This window comes from Cernens ardua, from assembly GCF_051251085.1.
Taxonomy (GTDB): domain Bacteria; phylum Pseudomonadota; class Gammaproteobacteria; order Pseudomonadales; family Halomonadaceae; genus Cernens; species Cernens ardua.
The window spans coordinates 919,845-945,249 of record NZ_JBPCZH010000001.1 but is presented as its reverse complement, the minus strand read 5'-3'; the positions used below and the strand labels follow the sequence as shown (position 1 = coordinate 945,249).

Below are 25,405 nucleotides of genomic sequence, written 5' to 3'. Positions count from 1 at the left end.
GGTTTGTTTAATTGAGCTAAATTGTGAAATTTATTTGCCAGTACGAAATTAAATGACTGGGGTGCAGAGTAGAGGGGTACGCTATCGGGAATCCAATAGTGATCGATTGGCTTGCATACTTATTATCCAAAGAAACTGAGATAGAAGTACCAAGTATACCTCCGCCCATAACTTGATTTTTTTGAGAATCGATCCATCCGCCATCTAGGGCTGCAGTGATTACAGGCTGACCTATATAATTCGGTATGAAAGAAGGAATCCAGTCTAATTGATTGCGCCAATATCCACCTCGATTGCCAGATAAATACTGATTTATATAACCTCTAACAGAATAATCACCGCCAACAGATAATTGCTGGATATTGTATAAACGTTTTGCAGTTGTTTGAGCTGTTAATGAGGTTGTATAATCCAAATTTTCTTCTATTGGATAGTAGTAGCTGGCCGATAGGGTCCAAATAAGAGGGTGGTTGCTTGGCAATTGATTATTTGATGGTTTTGATATTCCTAATCCACTTATCCCCTGAGTTATTGACGGGTCTAATGTTAGATACCCATTTTTAATCGTTGTTGAGTAGTCAATGCCGACAGTATTTAGCAGTAGGTTAGGGCTGCTTACTGTTAATTTTTGGTGGGCTAGTTCTGTATCAGTGAGTATATGTTGTAGTGAGTCTGTAAAAGTTAATTTTTGATATTTATCTCTAAATAATAATTTATGAATATAAAATTGTTGAGAGTAGTTTTTTTCACTATATGGCCAGGAATGGTCATATTCATCAATGGATTCCAATGAATTACTATTATTCATCTCTAGTCCAAAGGTCCATGCCCCGTAAGGAATCGAAACGCCAGCACTGATATATCGATTATGTGCTTTGGACTTAAATTCCAAGTCACTACCAGCACCCACATTCCATTGGTCAAAGATACCTAATGGAGAGTCCCAGATTAAGTTAATGTTTCCCTCATTAACACCAGTACTCTTTTGTCCCTTGTTATCTGTATCTAGTTCGACTTCGATAGGTATCTTTCTTGATGTTCTTTTAAGGTCAATGATTGAATATCCTGGCCGTGTTCCTGGTTCTATATTGATCGTTACTTGTTCTGAGGGTAGGCGATTAATCTGGTCTAGGCCTTGTTCAATTTTCCTTAAATTTAGTACGTTTCCTTTACTACCAGGAAATAGCATTTTAAGACCAGAGCTAATATGTCCATCCAGCATTATTTTTTCTATGTATCCGGCATCAACATCAAGTGTTAATATACCGTTTTTAACCTGTTGTGGAGGTAAAACTACACGAGAGGTTACGAAGCCTTGAATAATAAGATCATTCGTTGCCTTATTTGCTAGCTGTTGCATATCACCAATAGTGAGGCATCTATTTATATAGTTTTTCTCCCATCGTTGATGCCATCTGTTACCACTATCTATTCCTGCAGTATCATTCCAGTTGAATGTCGATATTTTTTCACAGGGAGAGTTGGTATTATCTAGGACAGAAAGGACATGGGGAGTTGATAATGTTGAGGACGCTAATGATTTTCGTTGTTGTTCAGAGTTTTGTAAAATTGTCTTTTGTCTTTGTTGAATCCACTGTTGATTAATATTATTTAGTAAGGTTTGTCCATATGCTGGAATAGCATTGTATAGAACTAAGAACAATAAAGTGAACGATCTTTTTAATTTCATGAATGTTATGTGAGCTAGGGTTACATTTTTCCACGCTACCGCCATCCACTATTATTCAAGTGGATTAGTGGTAATATGATATGGTCTGTTAGATAAAATCAAGGCGCAGTACTTTATGCATAAAAATGGTATTTAATGTGCACGAAGTATGTAAAAAAATGGAAGGGGCGTATTACTTTATAATATTACGATATCAATCGTATTCAATTAATTGGGTGTTGCACGAGTTGTTTTTGGATTTTAACCAATAGATTATGTAGTGCTCGTCAATTCTTGCTACAGGCAGCCAGGGTCTATGCAAGATACGTTCAATGGGACAGATCCCTAATAAAAAGCACCACTTCAGCAAAATAAGCCGAGTGATGCTTCATAGAATAAAATCGAATTACTGATTTACCCCCAATTGATCCAACACAAACGCATAGGACTCTGCCTGTTCTTCATACCGCTTGTATCGCCCAGACTTTCCGCCATGGCCGGCTTCCATATTCACACGGAAGACAATAGGGTGATCTCCTGTGTTTTCATCACGCAGGCGCGCGACCCATTTCATCGGTTCCCAATATTGTACCTGTGAATCCCATAGGCCTGTGGTGATGTACATGGCAGGGTACATTTGAGGTTTTACGTTATCGTAAGGTGAGTAGCTGAGGATGTAGTCGTAGAACGTCTCTATCTCGGGGTTTCCCCATTCATCATATTCATTGGTCGTGAGTGGAATACTGGGGTCCAACATAGTGGTGACCACATCGACAAAAGGAACATGGGCTTCGATAACGCGATAGTCTTCCGGTGCCTGATTGGCAATCGCGCCCATTAGCAGGCCGCCCGCACTTCCGCCCATGGCAGCCACGCGTTTGGGATCTGCGTATCCTTGTTGGACCAAGGCTCGCGTCACATCAACAAAATCATTGAAGGTATTTTGTTTGTTAAGCAAACGCCCCTGATCATACCAGTGGCGGCCAAGCTCCTCGCCACCTCGAACATGGGCTATGGCGAAGACGACGCCACGGTCGAGCAGGCTGACAATACTGGCGCCAAACGTTGGGTCCATGGAGGCGCCATAGCTTCCATAGGCGTATTGATAGAGTGGGGCGCTGCCGTTTTTCTCAAGATCCTTTCTATAGACCAGTGAGACAGGAACAGACGTACCATCCCGTGCGTCTACCCATACGCGCTCAGTTAAATATTCCTCAGGATGGTAACCGGTGACACTCTGCTGTTTCAGTTTTCTTTGTTCTTTTGTTTTGAAGTTGATTTCGTAAACGGTATTAGGTGAGGTGAGTGAGGTATAGTTGTATCTCAACCAGTCGGTGTGCGCTTCCGAATTGCCGGAAGGCCACATGGAATAGACAGCCTCCTGAGTCGGTACGTAATACTGTTGCCCATCCTTGAGAATAATCCGGATGCGTTCGAGGGCCTTGGAGCGTTCCGAAATCACCAGCGCCTGATCGAACAATTCAATATTTTCTATTTTGATTTCAGGGTCATAAGGGATAAGTGTCTCCCACTGTTTGCGAGAGCGGCTATTTGTAGCGGCGGTCATCAACTTGAAGTTTTCAGCATCATTCGCATTTGTAGTGATAAACCATTTACCATCGAAATGGTCGGCAAAATAGCGCAAACCGCGTTCCCGTGGTGTCAGGGAATTAAACGCTTCGGGCGTATCTGCTGAGGTGGCCTTGACATCGATGGTATCCGTACTGTGGCTCACCAACGTAATGAAACGGTCGTCACGGGTACGGGACAAATGGAGGTAGTAGCTGTGGTCCCCCTCTTCATACAGAAGAATATCGTTTGTGGCCTCGGTCCCTAGTTCATGCTTTTTCACCCGTGTTGTTAGCAGGGTATTGGGATCGTTTTCTATATAGAGCAGGGTGTTGTTATCGTTTGCCCAGACCACATTGCTGGATACCCCAGTAATCTCTTCGGACCACTCTTTCCCTGAAGCGATCTCTTTGATATGAATATGGAACTGGTTACGGCCTACGTCATCTTCGGTCCAGGCCAGTAGCCTGGTATCCGGGCTAACGACGAGGCTTCCAGCTCTGTAAAAATCCTTCCCTTCGGCGCGCTTGTTAAGATCCAGCAGTACCTCTTCTGACGAGAAATCGCCGGCATTGTTCGCCCACATAACCGTCAGGGCATCGACATCATCGGTGGCTTTGCGCCGAGCGACGATTGGATAGTCCTTGCCATTGATGACGCGGTTGTAATACCAGTAGCCATTTCGAAGTGTGGGGACGCTGGTGTCGTCCGGTTGGATACGACCTACAATTTCGTCATACAAGGTCTTTTTGAAGCTGGCCAGTGGAGCAAGAACTTCATCGGCATAATGATTTTCGGCGTTCAGATAGTCGATGACATCCGGGTTTTTACGTTCATCATCACGCATCCAGTAGTAAGGATCATTGCGTTCTGCCCCGAAAGGGGCGGTGACGGTATGGGAATGACGCACTGCATCAGGAGGCGTTATATCAGCCATTTCAGCCGTATCCTTTGAATGAAGGGTGAAAATATTGTGTTTTTTATACTGCAATAAATGGGTGTGAGCCTCACCCTGTTAATGGGTCAGCAATCTGATGTGTTAAAGGTAAATGACCACGTAGTCAGTGTAGCCCAATGGTAAGCCCTCTGATAGTGAGTCATGAAGATTATGCCGATGAAGGCAAAGACGGTCTTATACGGGGTTTCGTGCGTTTTGCTCACGCGTAATGATGTCTCGAATAATGCGCCTGCCGGGATCCAGATGATCGACCAGTGCCAGTTCCATTGGGCTCGGTTCTCCGTTAATGCGGGAGGCAATCAGTTCCCCGCACAAGGGCGCGCTGACCATCCCTCTGGAGCCATGGGCAACATTGATCCACAGGCCTGGGAGCCGCGGCCCCTTTTCAGATGGAATGCGCGTGGCATCCTTGGCTAGCACTGCGTAAAGCTCTTCCCAGCGCTCCTTGTCAGGTGCTGCGCCTGCAAACGGTGATTTATCAGGACTTGCGGTGCGAAGGCTGACGCGGTTGTCAAAATCTGTCAGTGGCCTTTTTGTAATATCCAATGCTTCACACAATACCGGTACTGCCTGGTTGATCGTCTGGATATTGTATTCAGTATCTTTGCTACATGGGGTTATATCGGTGCAATTGGGCGTGAATGTAGCGCCAAATATTAGCCTGTGTTGATACGCTGGAGGAAGGTATCCTTTCCCGCAAATTACACTTTTCAGTGCAGGTAAGCTTGCTGAGGTTTGCCCCTCTATTGCCTTTTCAGTATTTCCCTTTTTTTCCCTATCCAACGGCAGCTCGGTGACCTGCCCGCGAATGGGTTGTAGAGGCAAGTGATTCATTTGTTCGACCTGCGTCGCGGCATACGCAGTGCAAACGACGACTTGATCGAACCTCATGGTCTGCTGGTTATCCAGTGTGAGTACCCATTCATCTTCTCCGCGGGTAAGCCCTGTGATCGCGTGCTGCTGAAACGTGATGTTTGGATGCAGGTGCACATCATTACTGGACAAGGCGTCTTCTATCGATGAAATGGTGTCCTGCCTTGCAAAATCATGGGTGGGAGAGGGTGCAGACAGCAGTCGCTTACAAAAAGCACGTGGTGACAGCCATCCGCCCAGTGGATAAAAAAGTGCCTGCCGGATATGGGAGAGATCCGTATTGGCAATTCGTGATGCTTCCTTCGCGCTGACACCCATGACAATGGCATCGGGCAATGACTGTCTGAGAAAGCGTTGCTGGCGCTCTGCCTGCTGGTCATTTGTGGCGATATCAAGCGTTCCACAGGCTTGCCACCATGTGGCGTGCGGTGCCAAACGGTGTAACAGGCGATTTACATAGAGCAAGCCTGACAAATAGAAGCGACTTTGCAGGTTAGGTTTGACCGCCAGTTTGATATAAAGCGCTGCCTGGTGATTGCCAGATGCTTCATGTGCAATCCCCTTGGGATCGAATAAGGTGACGTGATGCCCTCGCTGTACCAGTGCATGCGCGGTACTGCACCCTGCAATTCCGGCCCCCATAATGGCAATATTTTGGGGGCATTGTGCTGGGCCGGGAGTATCATCGAACCAGGGCGTTTTTTGCCTGCGCGAGTCTTCAGTGGGGTGAGAAATGTAGCCTCTCAGCATTTCCCGCTTTCGGCCATAACCCTTTACCTTCTCGACTTCGAATCCAGCGCTTTTGAGCCCCCGTTTGACGATGCCCGCCGCCGTGAAGGTTGCGAAAGTGGCCTGTGGTTGACTCAGTCGCGCCATTGCCTGAAAGAGGGTGCCCTGCCACATGTCAGGGTTTTTGGCAGGGGCGAAACCATCCAGAAACCATGCATCAACTCGCCCATCCATTTGAGAGAAACGCTCACTGGCTTCACCAAAATAGAGATCCAGTGTAAAACGCTCATTTAATGTTAATCGATGAACGCCCACCACCGCGGGCGGCCATTGGGCAACCAGCTGTTGTGCCACTTCTGCATATTCGGGCCAGGCATCAAGGGCACGTTGAAGGTCTTCTGCTGTCATTGGAAAACGTTCCACCGAGACGAAATGCAGCCGCGCATTGGTGGGTGCCTGCTGTTGGAAGGTTTCCCATGCGCAAAGTGCATTTAATCCGGAACCAAAACCAGTTTCTGCTATCACGAAAGGACGTTGTTCATTCCACGCGGCAAACCGCTCATCCAGATGATTATGATGAATGAACACATGTTCCGTTTCACGACGACCATCCTCGCGGGAAAAGTAGACGTCATCAAAATCGATGGCTTCGGGTGAACCTTCCTGCCAACGCAGATTCGCGTTTTCGAGCGTTTCCAACGGGGCAAGGGGAAGGGAAGAGTGAGTCATGGAGATACTGACACCGGATTGGATTCAAAGGAGCGAAGTTCGCGTTGGCACATGATCCTCAAAGGACTTGGCTGGATGGAATTGTAAGAGATTGATACTCGAAAGAATAGAATATCGCGCGAAGAAGAAAGAATGGCAGCTACACAGTGAGGGCATCGTGGTTGGTTTCGAGGGGGCATGTTGAAAATGAATGTCTAAAAAATAAACACTTTCTGCGAGCCAACCACCACTGCCTGCTCAGGAGAGTTATTCCGTGATGCTTTCACAAGGTTATCCACAACTAATGTGCATAAAGCAAAAGGTGTGTACAAACACCTGATCAAAAGCATGTGTACACACCTGGTATGCCTCTCATGACGGATTTTCTCCGGGATGACTACCGGCTAAAGAAGGCATCCGAATCCATACTGACCACTAGTTAAGGCAATGCAAGAATAAAGGGTTTTACGCTGGTAGATGCATAGACCCCCGCATCATTGTAGGGATCAGCATCGGCCCATTTCTGAGCATCTTCGAGGGAATCAAACTCGGCGATTACCGTGCTTCCAGTAAAGCCGGCATCGCCGGGCGTAGTGCTGTCAATGGCAGGATTAGGTCCAGCCGCAATCAAACGCCCTTCCTCTTTCAGTTTTTCAAGACGTGCCAAATGTTTTGGACGTGTTTCGAGGCGTTGTTTGAGCGTATCTTTTTTGTCTTGACTTACAATGGCGTAATACACAGTGATGTCCTCTTGAATGGATGGGTTATGGCAGCAACGGACTGAAGCGTTCAGCCTCAGCTTCCACTATTATTGGGAGCATGCCGCGCGATATAGATACCCTGGCCAATAATAAAAAGAAAAGTAAGGCCAAGCATGCCGAATAGTTTAAAGTTTACCCACACATTTACGCTAAAGAAGGTAAAGACAAGAATATTGACGATGCCCAGAATGACAAAAAACAGCACCCAGGCCATGTTCAGACGTGTCCAGACTGCTTGAGGAAGGGTGACACTCTTTTCCATCATTCGCTGCACAATGGTCTTGCCACCGTGTTCTCCCCGATTCCACAGGGGCGCGATTAAAAAGGCGAGTGCAAACAACCAGTTCACTACCGTGGGCTTCCATTTGATAAAATTGCCATCATGGAAAATGACGGTCAGCCCACCCAACACGATGACTAACCCCAGCGTGACAAGACTCATCTTTTCTACACGCCGCTGCCACCACCAGGTAAAGAGTACTTGTAGCAAGGTAACAGGGATCAGCACCGCCGTAGCCACTATCAGATTCTTGGTGAATTGATAGACGATGAAAAAGACAATGATTGGGAGGAAATCAACCAACAATTTCATTCTGAGAGATTCTCCTTGCGCCCTCGCGCATTAAAACAAATGATAAGGTAGCGTCTGGTATGGTCAGGGGCATGGGCGTGGCGGCCCAGCGTATATTCTGTAAAGGCTGTGTTCGTGCTTTTATTCAATGAATTTTGCAAGGTTTGTCGTCAAGACCCTATGCGCGATTGATAAAATGCCTGAACGAAGTGCCTCGAAAGGGTAACATTTTACCCCAAGTGCTGCTCGTGTGTGAGACAACAGAATGCAGATTAAGGTTCTCTTTATCCTGACCCCACGCCTTTCTGTATACTGGATACTATGAAAGAGCGACTTTTCCCCAACAAAGTTGATGTGATGACTGATTCCGCTAGCCTTATAACACCTCTTCCTCCCTTACCTTCTACTATAGGGCCCGCTATGCCGGCACTGGATCTGCATATGCACAGTACGGCATCGGATGGCTTGCTGGCGCCTGCAGCCCTTGTACGCTACTGCGCAGAGCATCAGGTACGTTGGGTGGCGTTGACGGATCACGATACGCTCGACGGCATACCGGAAGCCCGCCAGGAGGCGGAACAGCAAGGGGTAGCTTTACTGGCCGGGGCTGAAATCTCCTCCCAGTGGGGGAACATGGGTATTCATGTAGTGGCATTATTGCCTCAGGGGGAGTCTGCCGCATTGGCGCCTTCCTCTGTCATGGCTCATGCGTTCACGATTTTACAGTCAGCACGCGAAGCTCGCGCAGAAAAAATTGCCCAGCGCCTGGAGAAAAAGGGGTTGCCCGATGCCCTCGAAAAGGCACGTGCTCTGGCAGGTGGGCGAAGTGCTGTTGGGCGTCCCCACTTTGCGCAGGCCATGGTTGAGGCAGGTTTGGTGCCCGATCATAAAGAGGCGTTCAAACGCTATCTGGGCGCCGGTAAAGTGGGGGATATCAAAACCTTGTGGCCGAGCTTGCAGCAGGTGGTGCAGTGGATTGTTGAAAGTGGTGGCATTGCAGTACTGGCACACCCTCTGCGTTATGGGCTAACGCGCCGCCGCCGCGGGCTATTGCTGGATGATTTTGTGGCGGCCGGCGGTCAGGCAGCTGAACTGGTGAGCGGGTTTGAAAACAGTGACAAGATTCGTGATCTGGCACGCCAGCTTCATGAGCGTCAGCTTTATGCCTCCTTTGGCAGTGACTTCCATCGCTTTCAGGGGCCTTTTGCGCCGGGGCGCTATAGCCCGATACCTGAGGTAGCGGTACCGCCTGTATGGACGCACCCTCTGCTTGCACCGTGGTTCGAAGCGCATACGACTACCTTTGAAGGGAAAGGCATTTGATCACGAATGAACTTTAACAGCTTGAGGAAACCGTTATGAGCCAATACGTTCAGATCCACCCCAAGAATCCGCAGCCTCGTTTGATTGATCAGGTGGTTGATCAGGTACGAAAAGGCGCTGTCATTGCCTTCCCAACGGATTCGGGATACGCGCTCGGTTGTTCATTGGGAGAGAAAAAAGCGATTGATCGTATCAAGCAGCTGCGTCAATTGGATGATAAACACAACTTCACGCTGGTATGTGCAGACCTTTCGGAGATCAGTACCTACGCGAAAGTGGATAATGCGGTGTTCCGACTCCTCAAGGCACATACTCCGGGAGCTTATACCTTTATATTGGAGGCGACCAGCGAAGTACCACGCCTCCTGTTACATCCCAAGCGCCGCTCTATCGGTGTGCGTATCCCTGAAACGCCCATCGTACGCGACTTGATTGCCACACTGGGTATGCCCTTGATGAGTGTGACTCTTATTCCCCCGGGTGAAGAACTCCCCATGACAGATGCCGAAGATATTGAAGAACGCTTTGGGCATCAGATCGATATCGTCATCGATGGTGGTGCCTGCTCGTTTGATCCGACTACCGTGGTGGATCTACGTGAGTTACCGCCGGAAATTCTGCGTAAAGGAAAGGGTGATACCACTCCCTTTGAATAAAGGCGGGTTTGCAGCAGTTATCTGTAAACACAGTTATGTGGAAATACAGGCCAGTAATAGACAGCCTGCCAATCACGGAGGCTATCCCTCTCCCCGGGTATCAGGGGAGAGGCATGAGCGCTGGTTATTGTTCGCCCGTGTTTATGAGCCAGAGGACAGTGACCAGGGCCAGGCCATGGCGCCCAAATGGCTGGAAATCTGACATCCCAGGCTTTTGAGCATCGGGTACCATGGGTATGGCTCAGCTCGAACACAGCCTGTTTCAAGGATTGTTCGTTAGGTATCCGGCAGGGGCTTCAGGAGGCCAAACGTCGAGCCAATGACATCATCTTTTCACCGAAAGGCTGCTTTAACTGCCAATCGGTTACCGCCAGTTGACTGGCCAACCATTCGGCTTCTGCATAATGTTTGTTCTTGCCGAGTGCTTCAAATGCAGCTTTGGCAAATGCAAGTGCGGGTTCCGGTTGGGCGCTATCCTGCGCGGTATCCAATCCGGCGATTGCGGCAGCAAATAGTGCATTGACATCGGTGGGAAGGCTTTCCGGTAATGGTAATGGTTTCATCAGGGCGGCAGCACGGCTGGCCTTGCTTGCATTGGCAGGGCGTGCGGCTACCTGATGGGTGATCTCTTCAGCCAATGACCATAAAATGTCGGGTTCGCCCTTTTTCAATTCCAGCTCGACTTCATTGATAGCGCGATGGGTATCGCCCACGGAAATAGTCCCCTGATCAATGGCTAATTCGACAAGCGCGCCTTTCCACTCCAGAGTATAGGCGAGTCGTTTGAAATCGGTAATAAACACAGGTTCGAGCTGTTCAAGTACTGTTGAGTCAGAGAGTATTTGAAGCGCGGGTTGCTCATTGCCCTCACTTTCCGCCAAGGCTTTTAGCACATCAAGATTCAGCACATCCTTTGTTGTTGCCCATTGCCACTCACCTCGTTGGCTAAGCCCCCCTGTGCTTCTGCCGGCGCTTTTCAGCGTCTGAGTAAAACTGTCGTATTCACCTTTACGTAGCCTGAGGGCCAGTTTGTGATTGCGTAAGGCTGAATCAGGTGTATCGAAGTAACGGTTTCCCAGCGTCATACGTTTCAATGTGGCGGATGCCAATAAAGAGCTATGAGCCAATTGTTCAGCCGCGTCTTCCCCAAGCGCCAGTTTTAGCTCGATCTCTTCATTTGTTGCATTCGTATGGGGGCTTGTCATGGTTCTGGCTCCTTTGAGCAGCTGCCTTGTGTGGAATTTTCAACGATATACAGAATGGGGCCTATTATAGAAGCTATTGAATAGCGATTGGCAGAGGGCCAGTCGATCCGACCCTTTAACGCGACGAGCCTCATGTCCGGTATGATGGTGTGAAGTTTTGCTCTAAAGATTTGCTGTGAAAATTTTTGTGAAAACGCGGGTATTAACGTTTCATAATAAATTCGGCGTGGTGAGTTTTTGCAGTATAACGAATGCCCGGAACAGATAAACCGTTGGTATTGTGAATGTCTAGTGAGTTTTGGGTGGCATAAATAGCGAGCTGACGATACGCCTGCATGGGATATATATTCACTTTGCCAGTGTTCATGTAAGATGATCCAGTATTGCGGCATTCCGGGTGAGCCCCCCTGTTAATAGGGTAGAGCATCACATGAAGCACTCAGGTATGACTGCTGATGGTGTCATCCATCAGGTGTCCTCCTGAAGTCCGTTCATCCTCTATGTAAAAGAGCCTTATTCGTGGAAGAATCGTTCGACTTTGCTGCCTGGTTTAGGGGTAGTGCTCCTTATATCGACAAGCATCGTGACAAAACCTTTGTTGTGCTGATAGAAGGCGATGCCCTGCATGGCGGTGGTATCGATCTTCTGGTTCAGGATATCGCCTTGCTCCACACGTTAGGGGTGAGGCCCGTGCTGGTTTATGGTGTACGTGAAGCCGAATTTCAGCAGGCGCTCTGTCATAACAGCAGGGATGCTGACGCTCGGGAGGCAATTGATCGCCGTATCCAACATGCTGTGGTGGATGGGGAGGCCATGAAACTTCTTGAAGCCGAAGCCAATCATATGCGGACGGTGTTGGAGTCGCGTTTCTCTGTTGGGCTGCCCAATACGCCCATGCATGGGCTTGATATCGTTACCATCAGTGGCAACCTGGTGATGGCAAAACCGTTCGGGATTCGTAACGGAATTGATTTTTCCCACGTGGGCGAAGTGCGAGGGGTACGTACGCAGGCCATTAAGCAGTTGCTCGACCAAAACATGGTGGTGCTGATCCCCCCCTTGGGACATTCAAGTACAGGCGAGCTTTTCTATATTGATCCGGCCGATGTCGCTTGTAGCGTTGCTGTTCAGCTAAAAGCCGAAAAACTGATCCTGCTTGGGCGTGATGAAGGCTTGAAAACACCGGAAGGGCATTTGATTCGTGAATTGGGTCCGCGCGATGCCGAGCAGATTCCTCCGCAGGAAATCACTAGCCCTGAGTTAGCACGCCATTTGGCCGCTGCCTGCTCCGCTGCACAACAAGGCGTGGCACGAACTCACCTGTTGAGCTGGCATGACAGAAATGCCCTGTTGAATGAATTGTTCACCCGTGACGGTGTGGGCACGATGATCAGTAGTGAGCGTTATGAGCAGCTCCGAGGCGCACGTTTGTCTGATGTGGCCGGTTTGCTGGAATTAATGCGTCCATTGGAAGAGAAGGGGATTTTGATTCACCGCTCACGTGAACGCCTCGAAGAGCAAATCCATGATTATCGGGTGATCGTCAAGGATGGTATGACGATTGGGTGTGCCGCCCTGCATCCTTATGATGCAGAAGCCAAAGGGGAATTGGCCTGCCTGGTGGTACACCCCGATTATCGTGGTAGCACCCTGGGGGAGCGTCTGCTTGGCTCGGTGGAAGAAGAGGCGCGCCAGCGGGGCATCACAGCCCTTTTTGCATTGACGACCCATACCAGCCACTGGTTTCTTGAGCATGGTTTTGCCGAGGGTAACGTGGATGATTTACCCCCGCGGCGTTTCGCCAACTACAATGTTGAGCGAAATTCCAAGATTCTCTTGAAGCATTTGTCACCGTCATCATGATTCACGAAACGACTATTTACGCATCCCTTCTGGCAGGGCAACGCTTTTCGTATTTGAGGAGAACCTGATGAGTAACACCTCGCGTGCGCAAAGCACCCGCAAAACCAACAGTAATGCCCCCAGCCGTTCCTTGTTACGTTTGGTACTACTCGGCTTTCTTGTGGCTATTTTGCCAATCCTTGTACTGATCTATAGGGCAGGGCACGACATCTCCATGCTCTCTTCCCATGGTGAAATGACGGCGCGTCAGTCTGTCAACGATACCCGCCGTGCCCGTACACTGGTCAATATGGGGTACGAAATTGAACGTATCATTCGGCAATATGCTGTAGTACAGAATACCAGCCTTTTGCAGACCTACCGTGATCGCGTGGTTCAGTTCAACAGCATCTATACAGAGCAAATGAAGCATATCCATACGTTTGATCATCAAGAGGATATCGAAAATGCGATCAGGCAAATGCAGGATTTTGCCCAAACGCCGACCAATGTTCAGTCCGTGTTATCACTGTTTCCCGCTATCAACAACCAATTGTATGAGTTGGAAATACTGACCAATACCCAAGTCGATACGCACCTTCAGAACATGCGCCTGCGTGCGCAGATGACCTACTCAGCGCTGTGGATTTTACTGGCGATCACCCTGTCACTGACGTTGGCCGCCATCATCTTTTTCACTTGGCGCATAACCCGCCCGATTCAGCAGCTTGAGTCTCGTATTCTCTCCCTTGGCACCAATCGTCGTACTGACCGGGGGGAAATCAAGGGCCCTGCCGAATTCTCGCACTTGGGGCACCGTCTGGATTGGTTGGGCGATCGTCTGGATGAACTGGAAGCACAAAAACGCCAGTTTTTACGCCATATGTCGCATGAATTGAAAACACCCCTGGCAGCGATTCGTGAAGGGGCAGGGCTGTTGGAAGAAGGGATTGTAGGCGAACTGACGGAGCGCCAGCGCGAAATCATCATTCTGATCGATAACAGTAGTGCTGAACTTCAGATCATGATCGAGCAATTGCTGGATTACAATCGTGTCCAACAAAACCAAATGCTTACGATAACCCGTTTCGATGTAGTAACATTGGTTCACGAAATTATAAACAAGCATCGGCTGGCCCTTGAGGGTAAACGGCAAAAACTGGAAGTCCCGCGTCGGCCGGTGTATTGGCAGGCTGACCGTATCCGTACAACTCGTGTCATCGACAATCTGATCTCCAACGTCGTGGCATATGGCGATGATCAGGGCATATTGTGGGTGCGTGTCTGGACAGATGAACATTCGCTTCATCTGGAAGTGGCCAATAGCGGTGAGCCCATTGCCAAGGAAGATGGTGAGCACCTGTTTGAACCTTTCTATCAGGGGAATTCTACCCGTAAAGGGCCATTGAAAGGGTCTGGTATCGGGCTTTCGGTGGCGGCAGAGTGTGCTCAGATTCAGGGTGGTACTTTGGAATTGGTCGAGGAGGCAGAAGAAGACGTCTGTTTCCGGCTGACATTGCCCAAGGCAGAGCTGGGCGAACAGGCGACTTCACAAGGCAACCTGGAAGAGAAAGCAGGGTAGAGCTTATCCACAGCCTTGTGTTTATGGCGGCTTTCCCTTGCAGTTGGTTTTAAAAACTGTTTTTCGAACAAAATGTTGAGCAAAGTCGCCCCATGTTGTTCGCACATTCAAATACTGATAGGTCCTAAAAACGGCCGGTTGAGTTTGGATGAAACACGAAGCAATGTCCGCTGAGCACCCCTTTTATTGTTCAGTTCTGGATTGCTCATCAACACTCACATCAAACGCACAGCATTTATTATCAAGAGATTGCTCATGTTTTTACATCAATATCTCAAATCCTGTACTTCAGTCGCCGTTATTGCGGCCAGCGCTGTTTTTCTTGGCGGTTGTCAGACCATGTTTTCGGGGGGAAGTGGCTGTGAATCTCGTGGTGTTCCCACTCTAAATGAAAATCAGTGTTTACTACCCAGTTGGGTGAATTTTGCGCGCCAATCACAACAAGCGGATGATCACTGGCGTAGTGTCGTGTTGTCACACATGAGCGACAACAGCGTGCGCGCGCAGCTGGTGCGGGCAGTTGCGTTGAGCTGGGCACCACAACATCGCCAACTTGTAGATGCCAACCAATTGTACCGTCATGTAGAAGATGACGTACCTGATGCGCTGACGCCATTGGTAAAGCTACTACACCACGATGTGAATGAGCGTGTTGATATCAATACTCAGCTCAACAACGCTCGATACTCCCTGAGCTCAAACCGACAGTCACAGGCAGCACAAATTTCAGCACTTCAACAGAGTAATGAAGAGTTGAAACACAAGCTGTCTGAAATGGCGAATATTGAGGCCTCGATGGATAGACATCGTACCCAATAACTGCAAAGGAAAGGAAAAATAGCTTACCTTTTATTGGTACAGGTAAGCGTGGTATCGGTTTGTCATGGGTTCGGTTTCAATATTCAATAGTGACTTGTGTACCTGACTCATGATGAAGGGGATCAGTGGTTCTCTTTATCGATATCTACTTTCTTGTCTAGAACGGTCAATCTGAGCTTTCCGCTTCCCAACCGTGCAGTGACATACTCCCCAACCTCGACCTCTTCGGCCTTGCGAATGATATGATGGTGTTCGTTTTCGAGTACCGCATAACCGCGTTTCAGGGTTGAAAGAGGGCTGGCAATATCCAACCGTTGAATCAGATTGCCTAACCGTGTGGAAGCCGCTTTCAACGAGACATCTTCAGCACGTTTCAACCTTTCATCCAGTTGAGTCAATATTCTTCGCTCACGTAAAAGAATCGCTTCAGGCGTATTCATCAATCGATGATATAACTGTGTTAGCGTTTCCTGCTGAGCACGCAACAGGCGAAGAGGGGATTGCCGTGTTAACCGCTGCGACCATTGATCAACCCTGCGGCGTTCCTGTTGCAAACGCCTTTCCTGCGCACGGTGAAGCCTTAGTGCGAGAGAATCCAGCCTCAGGCGTTGCTGTTCCAACTGATGCTTTGGATGGCGAAGGCGGGCGGTCAGGTAATCGACCTGTTGCTGATAGCGATCCAGCTTTGCCCGCTGAGCATTCAGCAACCGGTGGGCGAGTTGAGCCAGGCGGCGGCGATAATCACGCCGATCCGGTGTTAATCGCTCTGCTGCAGCCGAGGGCGTTGGCGCACGTGAATCCGCAGCAAAATCAGCGATGGTGGTATCGGTTTCATGTCCAACCGCCGAGATCACCGGAATGGCAGAAGCATGTATCGCGCGGGCCAATTGTTCATCATTGAAACACCATAGGTCCTCGAAACTCCCCCCGCCACGCGTGATTAATATGGCATCGTATCGCCCCACACGATTGGCTAGTGCCAGCGCCTTAACCATCTGCTCGGCGGCCTGAGTGCCCTGAACCTGGACTGGAATCAGCGTGATCGAGAGCCATGGCCAGCGAGCATTGACCACGCTCAGGATGTCCTGAAACGCGGCCCCCGTCGGGGAGGTAATCACCGCCAGCTGGTGCGGAGGGTAGGGAATATCCCTTTGATGAGCGAATATACCCTCGCTTGCCAGCTTCTCCTTCAATTGTTCCAAAGCTGCCAATAGCGCGCCGCGACCGGCTTCCTTGATTGCTTCGACGATCAGCTGATAATCACCCCGTGGCTCGAAAAGGGATACCTGTGCATGAACGCGGACTTGCTGACCTTCACGCAAGGGAGCACTGACCTTGTGAGCATGTTGGCGAAAGAACGCACAGCGCACCTGCGCCTTGTCATCCTTCAAGGTGAAATAGGAGTGCCCGGAACGGGGCTGAGAGAGTGAGGAAATTTCCCCTTCAATCCATAACCGTTTGAATTCCCCTTCCAGAAGCATCCTGGCACGCTGGTTGAGCGTGCTGACAGTAATGGCATCGGCGTCCTCGGTAGCAGAGGCCTCTGTCAGCGCAGGATCACGGAAGCGGTCAAGGAAGGAGGGCATGGGAAAATAAAGCCTTTAAGTGTGGCTGAAAGAGGACTCAATTTTGGCAACGAGTCATCCTGCTTCATCTTACAGCGAAGTATGCCGTATGGCACGCTACTGGTACAGGTGTATAAGCCCTAAATTATTCGATCACCTGGAAGTAGGGGCTGCGCACTGATAAATAGACCAAAGGACTTATAATCCTCTGCCCAACGATTGAGAAACCCTGCCTGTTTCGTTATAATACGCCATTAACTTTTATATTGAATATGCCCATGACGACTCAGGCCACTTATACATGCTTCCCATTGCCCGGCAAGGCTCGGGGGGAAGGCGTGCGGGGCCTGAGCAGGCACCCAGAGGTGCCGCGCCTCCCTTCGGGGCGTGTGGTCATGGGTCACCACGAGCCGGTCACTTTCCTTGCGCCACTACGCGCCTTGAAAGCTGACCGGCTCGCTGCATTAGCCCCCCGAATTTTTGGTTATCAGTGGCAGCGATGGCCCCACGGTTCTCCACCGCCGCTGATCACCCAGCCGTTTTACAGACACTGAATTTTAACCACTAGCATTGGACCTCTATCATGTTACGTATAGCCCAGGAAGCTCTTACGTTTGACGACGTATTACTCGTACCCGGTTATTCCAACGTTCTGCCCAAGAATGTCAGCCTTAAAACGCACGTAACCCGTGGTATTGCGTTGAATATCCCGCTGCTCTCTTCTGCCATGGATACCGTGACTGAAGGTCGCCTGGCAATTGCCATGGCGCAGGAAGGCGGGCTGGGTATCATTCACAAGAACATGACCGTGGCTCAGCAGGCCGCAGAAGTGCGCAAAGTGAAGAAGCATGAAAGCGTTATCGTCAAAGACCCCGTCACGGTTTCTCCTTCTTTGAAGCTGAAAGAACTGCTGGCCATGGCTGATGAATATGGCTACTCCGGCTTCCCTGTGATTGACGGTGAGAAACTGGTCGGGATCGTCACTGGTCGTGACATGCGCTTCCTGCCGGAAGAGGGCGATGACGTAGCCGCCATCATGACAACGCGTGATCGTTTGGTCACCGTCGAAGAGGGCACCTCTCTCGATGTTATCAAAAGCAAACTGCAAGCGAATCGTATCGAGAAGATTCTTGTGGTGAACGGCGATCGCCTCGTCGGGCTGGTCACCGTTCGTGACCTTGAAAAGGCACGTACCTACCCGAATGCAGCCAAGGACGATAATGGCAGCCTGCTGGTCGGTGCAGCTGTTGGTACCGGCGCGGATACCGAAGACCGCGTCAAGGCACTGGTCGAAGCAGGCGTTGACGTACTGGTCGTTGATACGGCACACGGTCATTCACAGGGCGTACTTGATCGCGTGAGCTGGGTGAAAGAACACTTCCCGCAAGTCCAGGTCATCGGTGGAAACATTGCGACCGCCGCCGCCGCCAAAGCGCTGGCTGAAGCGGGCGCAGACGGTGTTAAAGTCGGTATCGGCCCGGGCTCGATCTGTACCACACGTATCGTGGCAGGGGTGGGTGTTCCACAGATTACTGCGGTGGCTGACGTTGCCGAAGCTGTCAAACCTTACGGTATTCCGTTGATTGCCGATGGTGGCATCCGTTTCTCCGGTGATATCGCCAAAGCGATTGTGGCAGGGGCTCACTGCGTCATGGTCGGAGGCCTGCTGGCCGGTACCGAAGAAGCACCCGGTGAAGTCGAGCTCTATCAGGGGCGTACTTACAAAGCCTATCGTGGTATGGGCTCCATGGGCGCCATGTCCCAGAGTCAGGGCTCTTCCGACCGTTACTTCCAGGACAAAAATGCGGGCGTTGAAAAACTGGTGCCAGAAGGTATCGAAGGGCGTGTTCCTTACAAAGGTGCCATGACAGCCATCGTTCACCAGTTGATGGGTGGACTGCGTGCTTCCATGGGGTATACCGGTAGCGCTTCCATCGAAGATATGCGTACCAAACCCGAGTTCGTCAAAATCAGTGCGGCTGGCTTCGCCGAGTCCCATGTTCACGACGTACAGATCACCAAGGAAGCACCCAACTACCGCGGCGCCTAAGCGCTGCGGGTTTCGCGCCCCATTGGACATCTCTTTTATCATTGAACGGACGCTGACATGACCGACATTCATTCCGACAAGATCCTGATTCTGGATTTTGGCTCCCAGTACACCCAGCTGATTGCCCGCCGTGTGCGTGAAATTGGTGTTTACTGCGAAATTCACCCCTTCGACATGACCGAAGAGGATATCCGTGCCTTTGGACCGAAGGGCGTTATCCTCTCCGGTGGCCCTGAATCCGTCACGGATCTGGGTTCCCCCCGCGCACCTGAAAGTGTGTTCGAACTGGGTGTCCCCGTCTTCGGCATCTGCTATGGCTTGCAGACCATGGCCCAACAGCTGGGCGGTGAAGCGCAGGGCTCCAACAAGAGCGAATATGGTTATGCTCAGATCGAAGTTACTCACCACGATGGCCTGTTGCATGGCATCAATGACCATTCGGATGAAGAAGGGCGCCCACGCCTTGACGTCTGGATGAGCCACGGCGATAAGGTCGCCCGTGCACCCGCAGAATTTACCGTGACTGCCTCTACCCCCAGCTGCCCGATCGCGGCCATGGCATGGGAAGAGAAAAAATTCTACGGCGTCCAGTTCCACCCCGAAGTAACACACTCCCTTTCAGGCAAGAAGATCATTGAACGCTTCGTGGTCGGCATTTGTGACTGTGCCCAGTTATGGACACCTGCCCGCATCATCGACGACCAGATCGCCCGCGTACGCGAACAGGTCGGTGATCGCAAAGTCCTGCTGGGCCTCTCAGGGGGTGTTGATTCTTCCGTCGTTGCCGCACTCCTGCATCAGGCGATTGGCGACCAGCTGACATGCGTCTTCGTCGATAATGGCCTTCTGCGCAAGAACGAAGGTGATCAGGTGATGAAAACCTTCGCCGATCACATGGGCGTTAAAGTCATCCGTGCAGATGCCGAAGATCTCTTCCTGGGCAAACTGAAGGGCGTTAACGACCCTGAAGAGAAACGAAAAATTATCGGTAATACCTTTATCGACGTTTTTGATGCGGAAGCCGAAAAACTGACGGATGTTGAGTTCCTCGCGCAGGGCACTATCTACCCCGATGTAGTGGAATCTGCCGCCACCAAAACCGGTAAGGCCCACGTCATCAAATCCCACCATAACGTGGGCGGCCTGCCTGAAGACATGAAAATGCAGCTGGTTGAGCCACTGCGTGAACTGTTCAAGGATGAAGTCCGCAAAATTGGTGTCGAACTCGGCCTGCCTCACGACATGGTTTACCGCCACCCCTTCCCGGGACCGGGCCTTGGCGTACGAATTCTAGGCGAAGTGAAGAAAGAGTATGCCGACATCCTGCGTGAAGCCGACGCTATCTTTATTGAAGAACTGCGTAACTCCGGATGGTACGAGAAAACCAGTCAGGCGTTTGTCGTCTTCCTGCCGGTGAAATCCGTCGGTGTCGTCGGGGATGGTCGTCGTTACGAGTGGGTAGTATCACTGCGTGCCGTCGAGACCATCGACTTCATGACCGCACGTTGGGCGCATTTGCCCTATGAGCTGCTGGAAAAAGTCTCCAATCGCATTATCAATGAGATTAGCGGGATTTCACGAGTGGCGTATGACGTGAGTAGTAAACCGCCTGCCACGATTGAGTGGGAGTGAGGGGTTATCACGGTTTGTTGAATGATTAAATAAAATACCATTGATGATGGAGCGTCCATTGTCAGTGGTATTTTTTATGATATGCAGAAAGCTTTCTGTGCAAAGAAAATATCAGTGCCAGAACTAGGGTAGGTGATGCCAACCCAGGTACTGAAATCGCTTCCGTTATACATCGAAGCACCTATTAGGATCTATTGTTATGAGTACTCTTCCTCCCTGCAGCCAATGCCAATCTACCTATACGTATGAAGACGGCAGTGGCCTGTATATTTGCCCTGAATGCGGCCACGAATGGCCGATGAATGCCGCGTCTGAAAGTGAGTCCGATGAACGTGTTCACCGTGACTCTGCAGGCAACATCCTGCAAGACGGCGATACCGTTACTGTTATCAAGGACCTGAAACTCAAAGGCTCCAGCGGTGTTGTGAAGGTGGGTACCAAGGTCAAGAATATTAGGCTGGTGGATGGCGATCATGATATTGATTGCAAGATTGATAAGTTTGGGGCTATGAGTTTGAAGTCCGAGTTCGTGAGGAAGGTGTGAGAGGGAAGTGTATTGTTAATACTGAGGACTTAATATTTTATCGAGCATGAATTTATTTAATTGACAGAGTTGTAGTCCGGTACAGTTGACGATGGATGTCTTTTTGAAGCCTTCTCGATTTGTAAATGAATTTTGTCGGAATGAAATAACCCGTTTGTGTCGACTATCAATTGGCAGTGGTCTGATTAAATTTTTACAGTAAACATAAGTGTAATATGTTCTCCTGAGGTGATGTGGTGTCAATATTTGATGTCGACAAAGACGAATTACCTAAATTATCAGATATCCAATTGGAGGAGATGATTGCTCGTCTTTGTGAGGCTGAGGTGGCTGCACAAGGATACAGTCCTGCTTGTGTTAGCTGGTCCGGTTCGATTAATGCCTCGGATGAAGGAATTGACATTCACGTTCAAGTTCCTGTTGATGCTTTTAAAACGGGGTTTGTTCCAAGGTCTGATACGGTGTTTCAGGCCAAGAAACATTCGATGTCGAGAAAAAAAATTACTGGTGAAATGATCATTGGTGAAGATCTATCAAAGACTATCTCAAGACAGGCTTTGAAAGGAGGGGGTTATATTATCGTAAGTTTGGGAGATGATTGCTCGCCTAAAAGTAAAGCTCAACGTCTCTCAGCAATGAAGGATGCAGTCAAGCTTGATCCCAATGAATCTAACATCTACCTTGACTTTTACGATCGCGCGAAGCTTGCCCAATGGGTGCGTCAGCATCCATCCGTCTTACTATGGGTAAAACAAAAACTTGGTCAAGGCTATTCTGGTTGGCGACCATATGGTTCTTGGAGTAATCCTCCCCATGGGGTCGATGATACGTTAATTCTCGCTCCTGGCGTAGTGGTTATGCTGCCTTCAAATGACCAAAAGCTAAGCATTGAAGACGCACTTGAACCAATGCGAAACCTCATCCGAACCTCGTCTAAGGCGATTCGCATCATGGGGTTATCTGGCGTTGGGAAGACCAGAATAGTCCAAGCACTTTTTGACGATAAGGTTGGAGCAAATGCTCTTGACCGAACTATTGCTGTGTATGTCGATACGGGAGATGAACCAAATCCTTCTGCGGCAGCGATGCTGGATAGGCTCATTGCTGAAGACCGCAAGACTATCATGGTCCTAGATAATTGTCCCCCAGAACTTCATTCCGCTTTGGCTGGCAAAGTTTCCGCTTCATTCAATAAGGTAAGTCTTATTACCGTCGAATACGACATTAGAGACGATAAGCCTCAAACAACTGAAGTAATCCACATAGAAGCTGTTGGTCCAGAGGTGGCTGAACAGCTTCTAAACAGCCGCTTTCCTAGTATCGGTCAGAAAAATACCCGTCGGATAGCCGAATTTGCTGATGGAAATACAAGGGTAGCTCTAGCTATCGCTGAAAGAGTATTAGAAGGTGAGAGTTTGGCTCAGCTTTCTGATGCTCAGTTGTTCAAACGCTTGTTTGTTCAGCGCAATCATGCAGACGATGATTTGCAAGATCAGGCTGAAATATTATCGCTAGTGTATTCGTTCTCTGTTGTAACCCCTGACACTGGCCAAAAAGAATTGGAAATTTTAGGCTCTATCTCCGGCTATTCGTCACAGAAATTACGTCGATCCGTCAAAAAACTGTTAGATCGTCATATTGTGCAAAAGCGATCTCATTGGCGGGCTATATTGCCTCAAGCCATCGCGAATAGATTGGCAGCCTCTGCACTCGATAGTATTCCTGTTGATGAACTTAGAGAAACTTTCGAGGCATCTGGGCGCGAACGCTTGTTAATGTCGTTTGCACATAGGCTGGGACTATTACACGATCATCCTGTAGCGCTTGAGATCGCGGAAGCTTGGCTCCAACCAGATGGGCTTTTAGGGCAAATTTTAGAATTGGATGATACAAAACTACGTATGCTGAACTATGTTAGTCCAGTTGTACCGGCAGCATTGCTTAATAGAATTGAATCAGCGCTCACTGCCCCCGAATTCATTGGGTGGAGGCCTCGTTATGATGCAAGCCGGACGATCATCCTTAATCTTTTGCGGTCATTAGCTTACGAGCCAAATGTTTTTAGCCGTTGCGTGCGACTCCTGATTAGAGTGGCAGATCATGAAGATGAAAACAACAAACATGATTCAGTTCAAACAAGGATTACACGTTTTTTCCAAGCCTATCTCTCTGGAACACATGCTTCTTTGCAGCAGCGCGTTGACATTCTGAATGAATGTCTATTGTCAGATGTGGCTGGTCGTAGAGCGCTTGGATTCGAGATGCTTACTGTCGCCTTGGGACCACACTGGACAAGTGGTGAGCTGAATGAATTTGGTGCGCGTCCCAGAGACTTCGGTTTCAACCCCACCTATGATCAATTCGTGGAGTGGCGTAGCGTCTTCATTGATATTGCTGTGCGATTTGGAACCTCCGGTGATACTAATCTTGAAAATTCCGCACGACAAATCCTTGCAAAATCATTCAGTGGGTTATGGTGTCAAGAAGCGATTAGAGACAAACTCATAGATGCTGCGCGTAAGTTGAATAATTATCAGTATTGGGAAGCAGGTTGGCAAGCTGCACGTTCCATAATTTATTTCAGTCATGTTAAGCGTAAAAATGAGGATACTCACGAGCCATTATCAAAAGATCTTCTGAACCTCGAGAGAGAGTTAAAACCGAATGGCTTGGTCCCAGAGATAATGGCCTATGTCTTAAGCAATAGTGGACAAACTTGTGCACTAGATTCTGGGTTTGATCATTATGAATCTATGTTAAGACTTGAAGCAAAAGCACTCAAATTGGGAGAGGGTTTCGCAGCGTCTGATCACGAACTTAACGAGTTAGGCCCCAAACTTTTTTCTAATCATACGAAGTCCCGAGGAGCTGCATTTGGACGGGGATTGGCAAAGGGGGCTTATGATCTGAGGGCTAGCTGGCAAAACCTTATCGCTCAATTGAAAATCCAACCTGAAACCACTGAGAGCTTGGTAATATTTGAAGGCTTTATCGAAGAGGTGGATTCTGTCGACCCAGTTTTAGCTCAGGAATTACTTGATCAATGTGCTCTTCACTCTGAATTTCGCAATGTATTAGTCGATATGCATCCCCGGCGCACTTTCACAGAAACTGACTTGGATCGTTGTATGAAGTTGCTGGATGATCCCGATACTCATGCTTATATGTATGAAAGCATCTTGTGGCGACCCGCGTATGCAAATTTGCCTGAAGACAGAATTGTTAATCTTGCTCAGCGGCTTCTAAATAAACCGAATGGCGATGACTTGGTTTTAGATGCTCTCAGTATGAAGCTTCATGATAAAGAGACATGTAGGGACCTCCTTGGCTTGAACCTTCGGACTATAGGCCTTAGGGCTGCTATTCAAAGGCTACAACGCGACCATATGTTCCCTATAGCAAATGGGGAATATAACATGGAATGCGTAATTCGTGCCGTTTTGAGTTTCGATGATAACGAGAGCGAGAAGCTTGAATGGCTAGACACCATCGTCTCTGTTATTGATAAGCACTATGGTCATATTTATACATTTGAAAGTGCAATTGAAACAACTGTCGCATTGATGCCAGAAGCATTTCTCGACCGTGTCTTTGCGCGCACTGATGATGAACAATACCGGCGTGTATTCTTGACTCGCTATAGTGATAGGCGCCAGCCTCTCCTTGCGCAAATAGATATAGGCACTTTAATTGAGTGGTGTCGTGCAAAAAATGATACTAATGTATGGGCCTCTGTTGCCGGAGGTATCAATCTTTGGATAGATAATGAAGACAAACGCTCAGTTACTATTTCTGGGTCAGCTGTAAAATATCTTGAAAGTTCCCCTCACCCTGAAGCTGTTTTAAGGACATTCGCAGGACGTGTTATGCCGTTATCTTGGTCTGGTAGTCCAGTGGGTGTGATGCAAGCCAGAGCAGCTGCCATTTATGGGTTGGTTTCGCATGAAAATAGCAAGATCGCTGAAGCTGCCGGATTAATTCATGCACAATTGGTTAAAGATATTGAGGATGAAGAAGTACTCCAGCAGAAAAGGAATGAGGAGCGCGAGCAACGGTTTGAATGAGGTAATATTATTAGTAGTAATTTGATACGAATAATATTTCTTGATCTTGTTTTTTGAACAGTCAATCGATTATTTGTTGCGCAGTTTGGTAAGGAATAAATGATCTTGGTTGCAAAGATGAAAATATCCTATTGTTCTGTATTTGTGAAGGTTTTTAGTAAAAATAATTTATATTTCTTTTTTGAATTTTGTTGTATTGATATTTATCGGTCGTGATTTATATTTATCGATGGTTTTAAAAATTGATATAGTAATTAGCTAGAAAATGATAAATTTATTCGAACG

General features: G+C 48.8%; 16 protein-coding genes. 9 read left to right on the top strand and 7 right to left on the bottom strand.

What is annotated here, in order from left to right:
* Window positions 1-16 precede the first annotated feature (16 nt).
* The 5 genes from LMG33818_RS04035 to LMG33818_RS04015 all read right to left on the bottom strand — a co-directional run bounded on the left by LMG33818_RS04035 (window position 17) and on the right by LMG33818_RS04015 (window position 7,859).
* Window positions 17-1,735: a ShlB/FhaC/HecB family hemolysin secretion/activation protein gene (locus LMG33818_RS04035; protein WP_442322061.1), complete on the bottom strand. Its 1,719-nt coding sequence runs from the start codon at window positions 1,733-1,735 to the stop codon at window positions 17-19.
* A 340-nt stretch (window positions 1,736-2,075) separates the two neighbouring features.
* Window positions 2,076-4,175: a S9 family peptidase gene (locus LMG33818_RS04030; protein ID WP_442322060.1), complete on the bottom strand. Its 2,100-nt coding sequence runs from the start codon at window positions 4,173-4,175 to the stop codon at window positions 2,076-2,078.
* Between the two features lie 195 nt (window positions 4,176-4,370).
* Window positions 4,371-6,527 carry an FAD-dependent 5-carboxymethylaminomethyl-2-thiouridine(34) oxidoreductase MnmC1 gene (gene mnmC1, locus LMG33818_RS04025; protein WP_442322059.1) on the bottom strand — a complete coding sequence of 719 codons (2,157 nt, stop codon included), beginning with the start codon at window positions 6,525-6,527 and terminating at the stop codon, window positions 4,371-4,373.
* Window positions 6,528-6,945: 418 nt separating this feature from the next.
* The gene (locus LMG33818_RS04020; protein WP_442322058.1) at window positions 6,946-7,245 is read right to left on the bottom strand and encodes a YciI family protein; all 300 of its coding nucleotides are present in this window, start codon (window positions 7,243-7,245) and stop codon (window positions 6,946-6,948) included.
* A gap of 56 nt (window positions 7,246-7,301) precedes the next feature.
* Complete coding sequence (locus LMG33818_RS04015; protein WP_442322057.1) at window positions 7,302-7,859, bottom strand: septation protein A; 558 nt, start codon at window positions 7,857-7,859, stop codon at window positions 7,302-7,304.
* A 336-nt stretch (window positions 7,860-8,195) separates the two neighbouring features.
* Between LMG33818_RS04015 and LMG33818_RS04010 the strand changes: the two genes are divergently transcribed.
* Both LMG33818_RS04010 and LMG33818_RS04005 read left to right on the top strand, forming a co-directional pair.
* Complete coding sequence (locus LMG33818_RS04010) at window positions 8,196-9,161, top strand: PHP domain-containing protein (protein ID WP_442322056.1); 966 nt, start codon at window positions 8,196-8,198, stop codon at window positions 9,159-9,161.
* Between the two features lie 35 nt (window positions 9,162-9,196).
* A complete protein-coding gene (locus LMG33818_RS04005; protein WP_442322055.1) occupies window positions 9,197-9,817 on the top strand; it encodes an L-threonylcarbamoyladenylate synthase in 621 nt (206 codons plus the stop codon).
* A 296-nt stretch (window positions 9,818-10,113) separates the two neighbouring features.
* On the opposite strand, the gene LMG33818_RS04000 is transcribed toward LMG33818_RS04005, so the two are convergent.
* Window positions 10,114-11,022, bottom strand: a complete 909-nt coding sequence (locus LMG33818_RS04000; RefSeq protein WP_442322054.1) for a CYTH domain-containing protein — start codon at window positions 11,020-11,022, stop codon at window positions 10,114-10,116.
* 519 nt (window positions 11,023-11,541) lie between these two features.
* Between LMG33818_RS04000 and argA the strand changes: the two genes are divergently transcribed.
* From argA to LMG33818_RS03985, 3 genes are all read left to right on the top strand, one after another.
* Complete coding sequence (gene argA / locus LMG33818_RS03995; protein WP_442322053.1) at window positions 11,542-12,885, top strand: amino-acid N-acetyltransferase; 1,344 nt, start codon at window positions 11,542-11,544, stop codon at window positions 12,883-12,885.
* A gap of 67 nt (window positions 12,886-12,952) precedes the next feature.
* Window positions 12,953-14,446 carry a HAMP domain-containing sensor histidine kinase gene (locus tag LMG33818_RS03990; protein ID WP_442322052.1) on the top strand — a complete coding sequence of 498 codons (1,494 nt, stop codon included), beginning with the start codon at window positions 12,953-12,955 and terminating at the stop codon, window positions 14,444-14,446.
* Window positions 14,447-14,701: 255 nt separating this feature from the next.
* Window positions 14,702-15,265, top strand: coding sequence for a hypothetical protein (locus LMG33818_RS03985; protein WP_442322051.1), 564 nt, complete (start codon window positions 14,702-14,704; stop codon window positions 15,263-15,265).
* Window positions 15,266-15,387: 122 nt separating this feature from the next.
* Here the strand turns inward: LMG33818_RS03985 and xseA are convergent, their stop codons facing one another.
* Complete coding sequence (gene xseA, locus LMG33818_RS03980; RefSeq protein ID WP_442322050.1) at window positions 15,388-16,851, bottom strand: exodeoxyribonuclease VII large subunit; 1,464 nt, start codon at window positions 16,849-16,851, stop codon at window positions 15,388-15,390.
* Window positions 16,852-17,413: 562 nt separating this feature from the next.
* Between xseA and guaB the strand changes: the two genes are divergently transcribed.
* From guaB to LMG33818_RS03960, 4 genes are all read left to right on the top strand, one after another.
* A complete protein-coding gene (gene guaB, locus LMG33818_RS03975; protein WP_442322049.1) occupies window positions 17,414-18,880 on the top strand; it encodes an IMP dehydrogenase in 1,467 nt (488 codons plus the stop codon).
* Between the two features lie 57 nt (window positions 18,881-18,937).
* Complete coding sequence (gene guaA / locus LMG33818_RS03970) at window positions 18,938-20,512, top strand: glutamine-hydrolyzing GMP synthase (RefSeq protein ID WP_442322048.1); 1,575 nt, start codon at window positions 18,938-18,940, stop codon at window positions 20,510-20,512.
* 199 nt (window positions 20,513-20,711) lie between these two features.
* A complete protein-coding gene (locus tag LMG33818_RS03965; protein ID WP_442322047.1) occupies window positions 20,712-21,056 on the top strand; it encodes a zinc ribbon domain-containing protein YjdM in 345 nt (114 codons plus the stop codon).
* Window positions 21,057-21,292: 236 nt separating this feature from the next.
* Window positions 21,293-25,120, top strand: a complete 3,828-nt coding sequence (locus LMG33818_RS03960; protein WP_442322046.1) for a hypothetical protein — start codon at window positions 21,293-21,295, stop codon at window positions 25,118-25,120.
* Window positions 25,121-25,405: the final 285 nt, after the last annotated feature.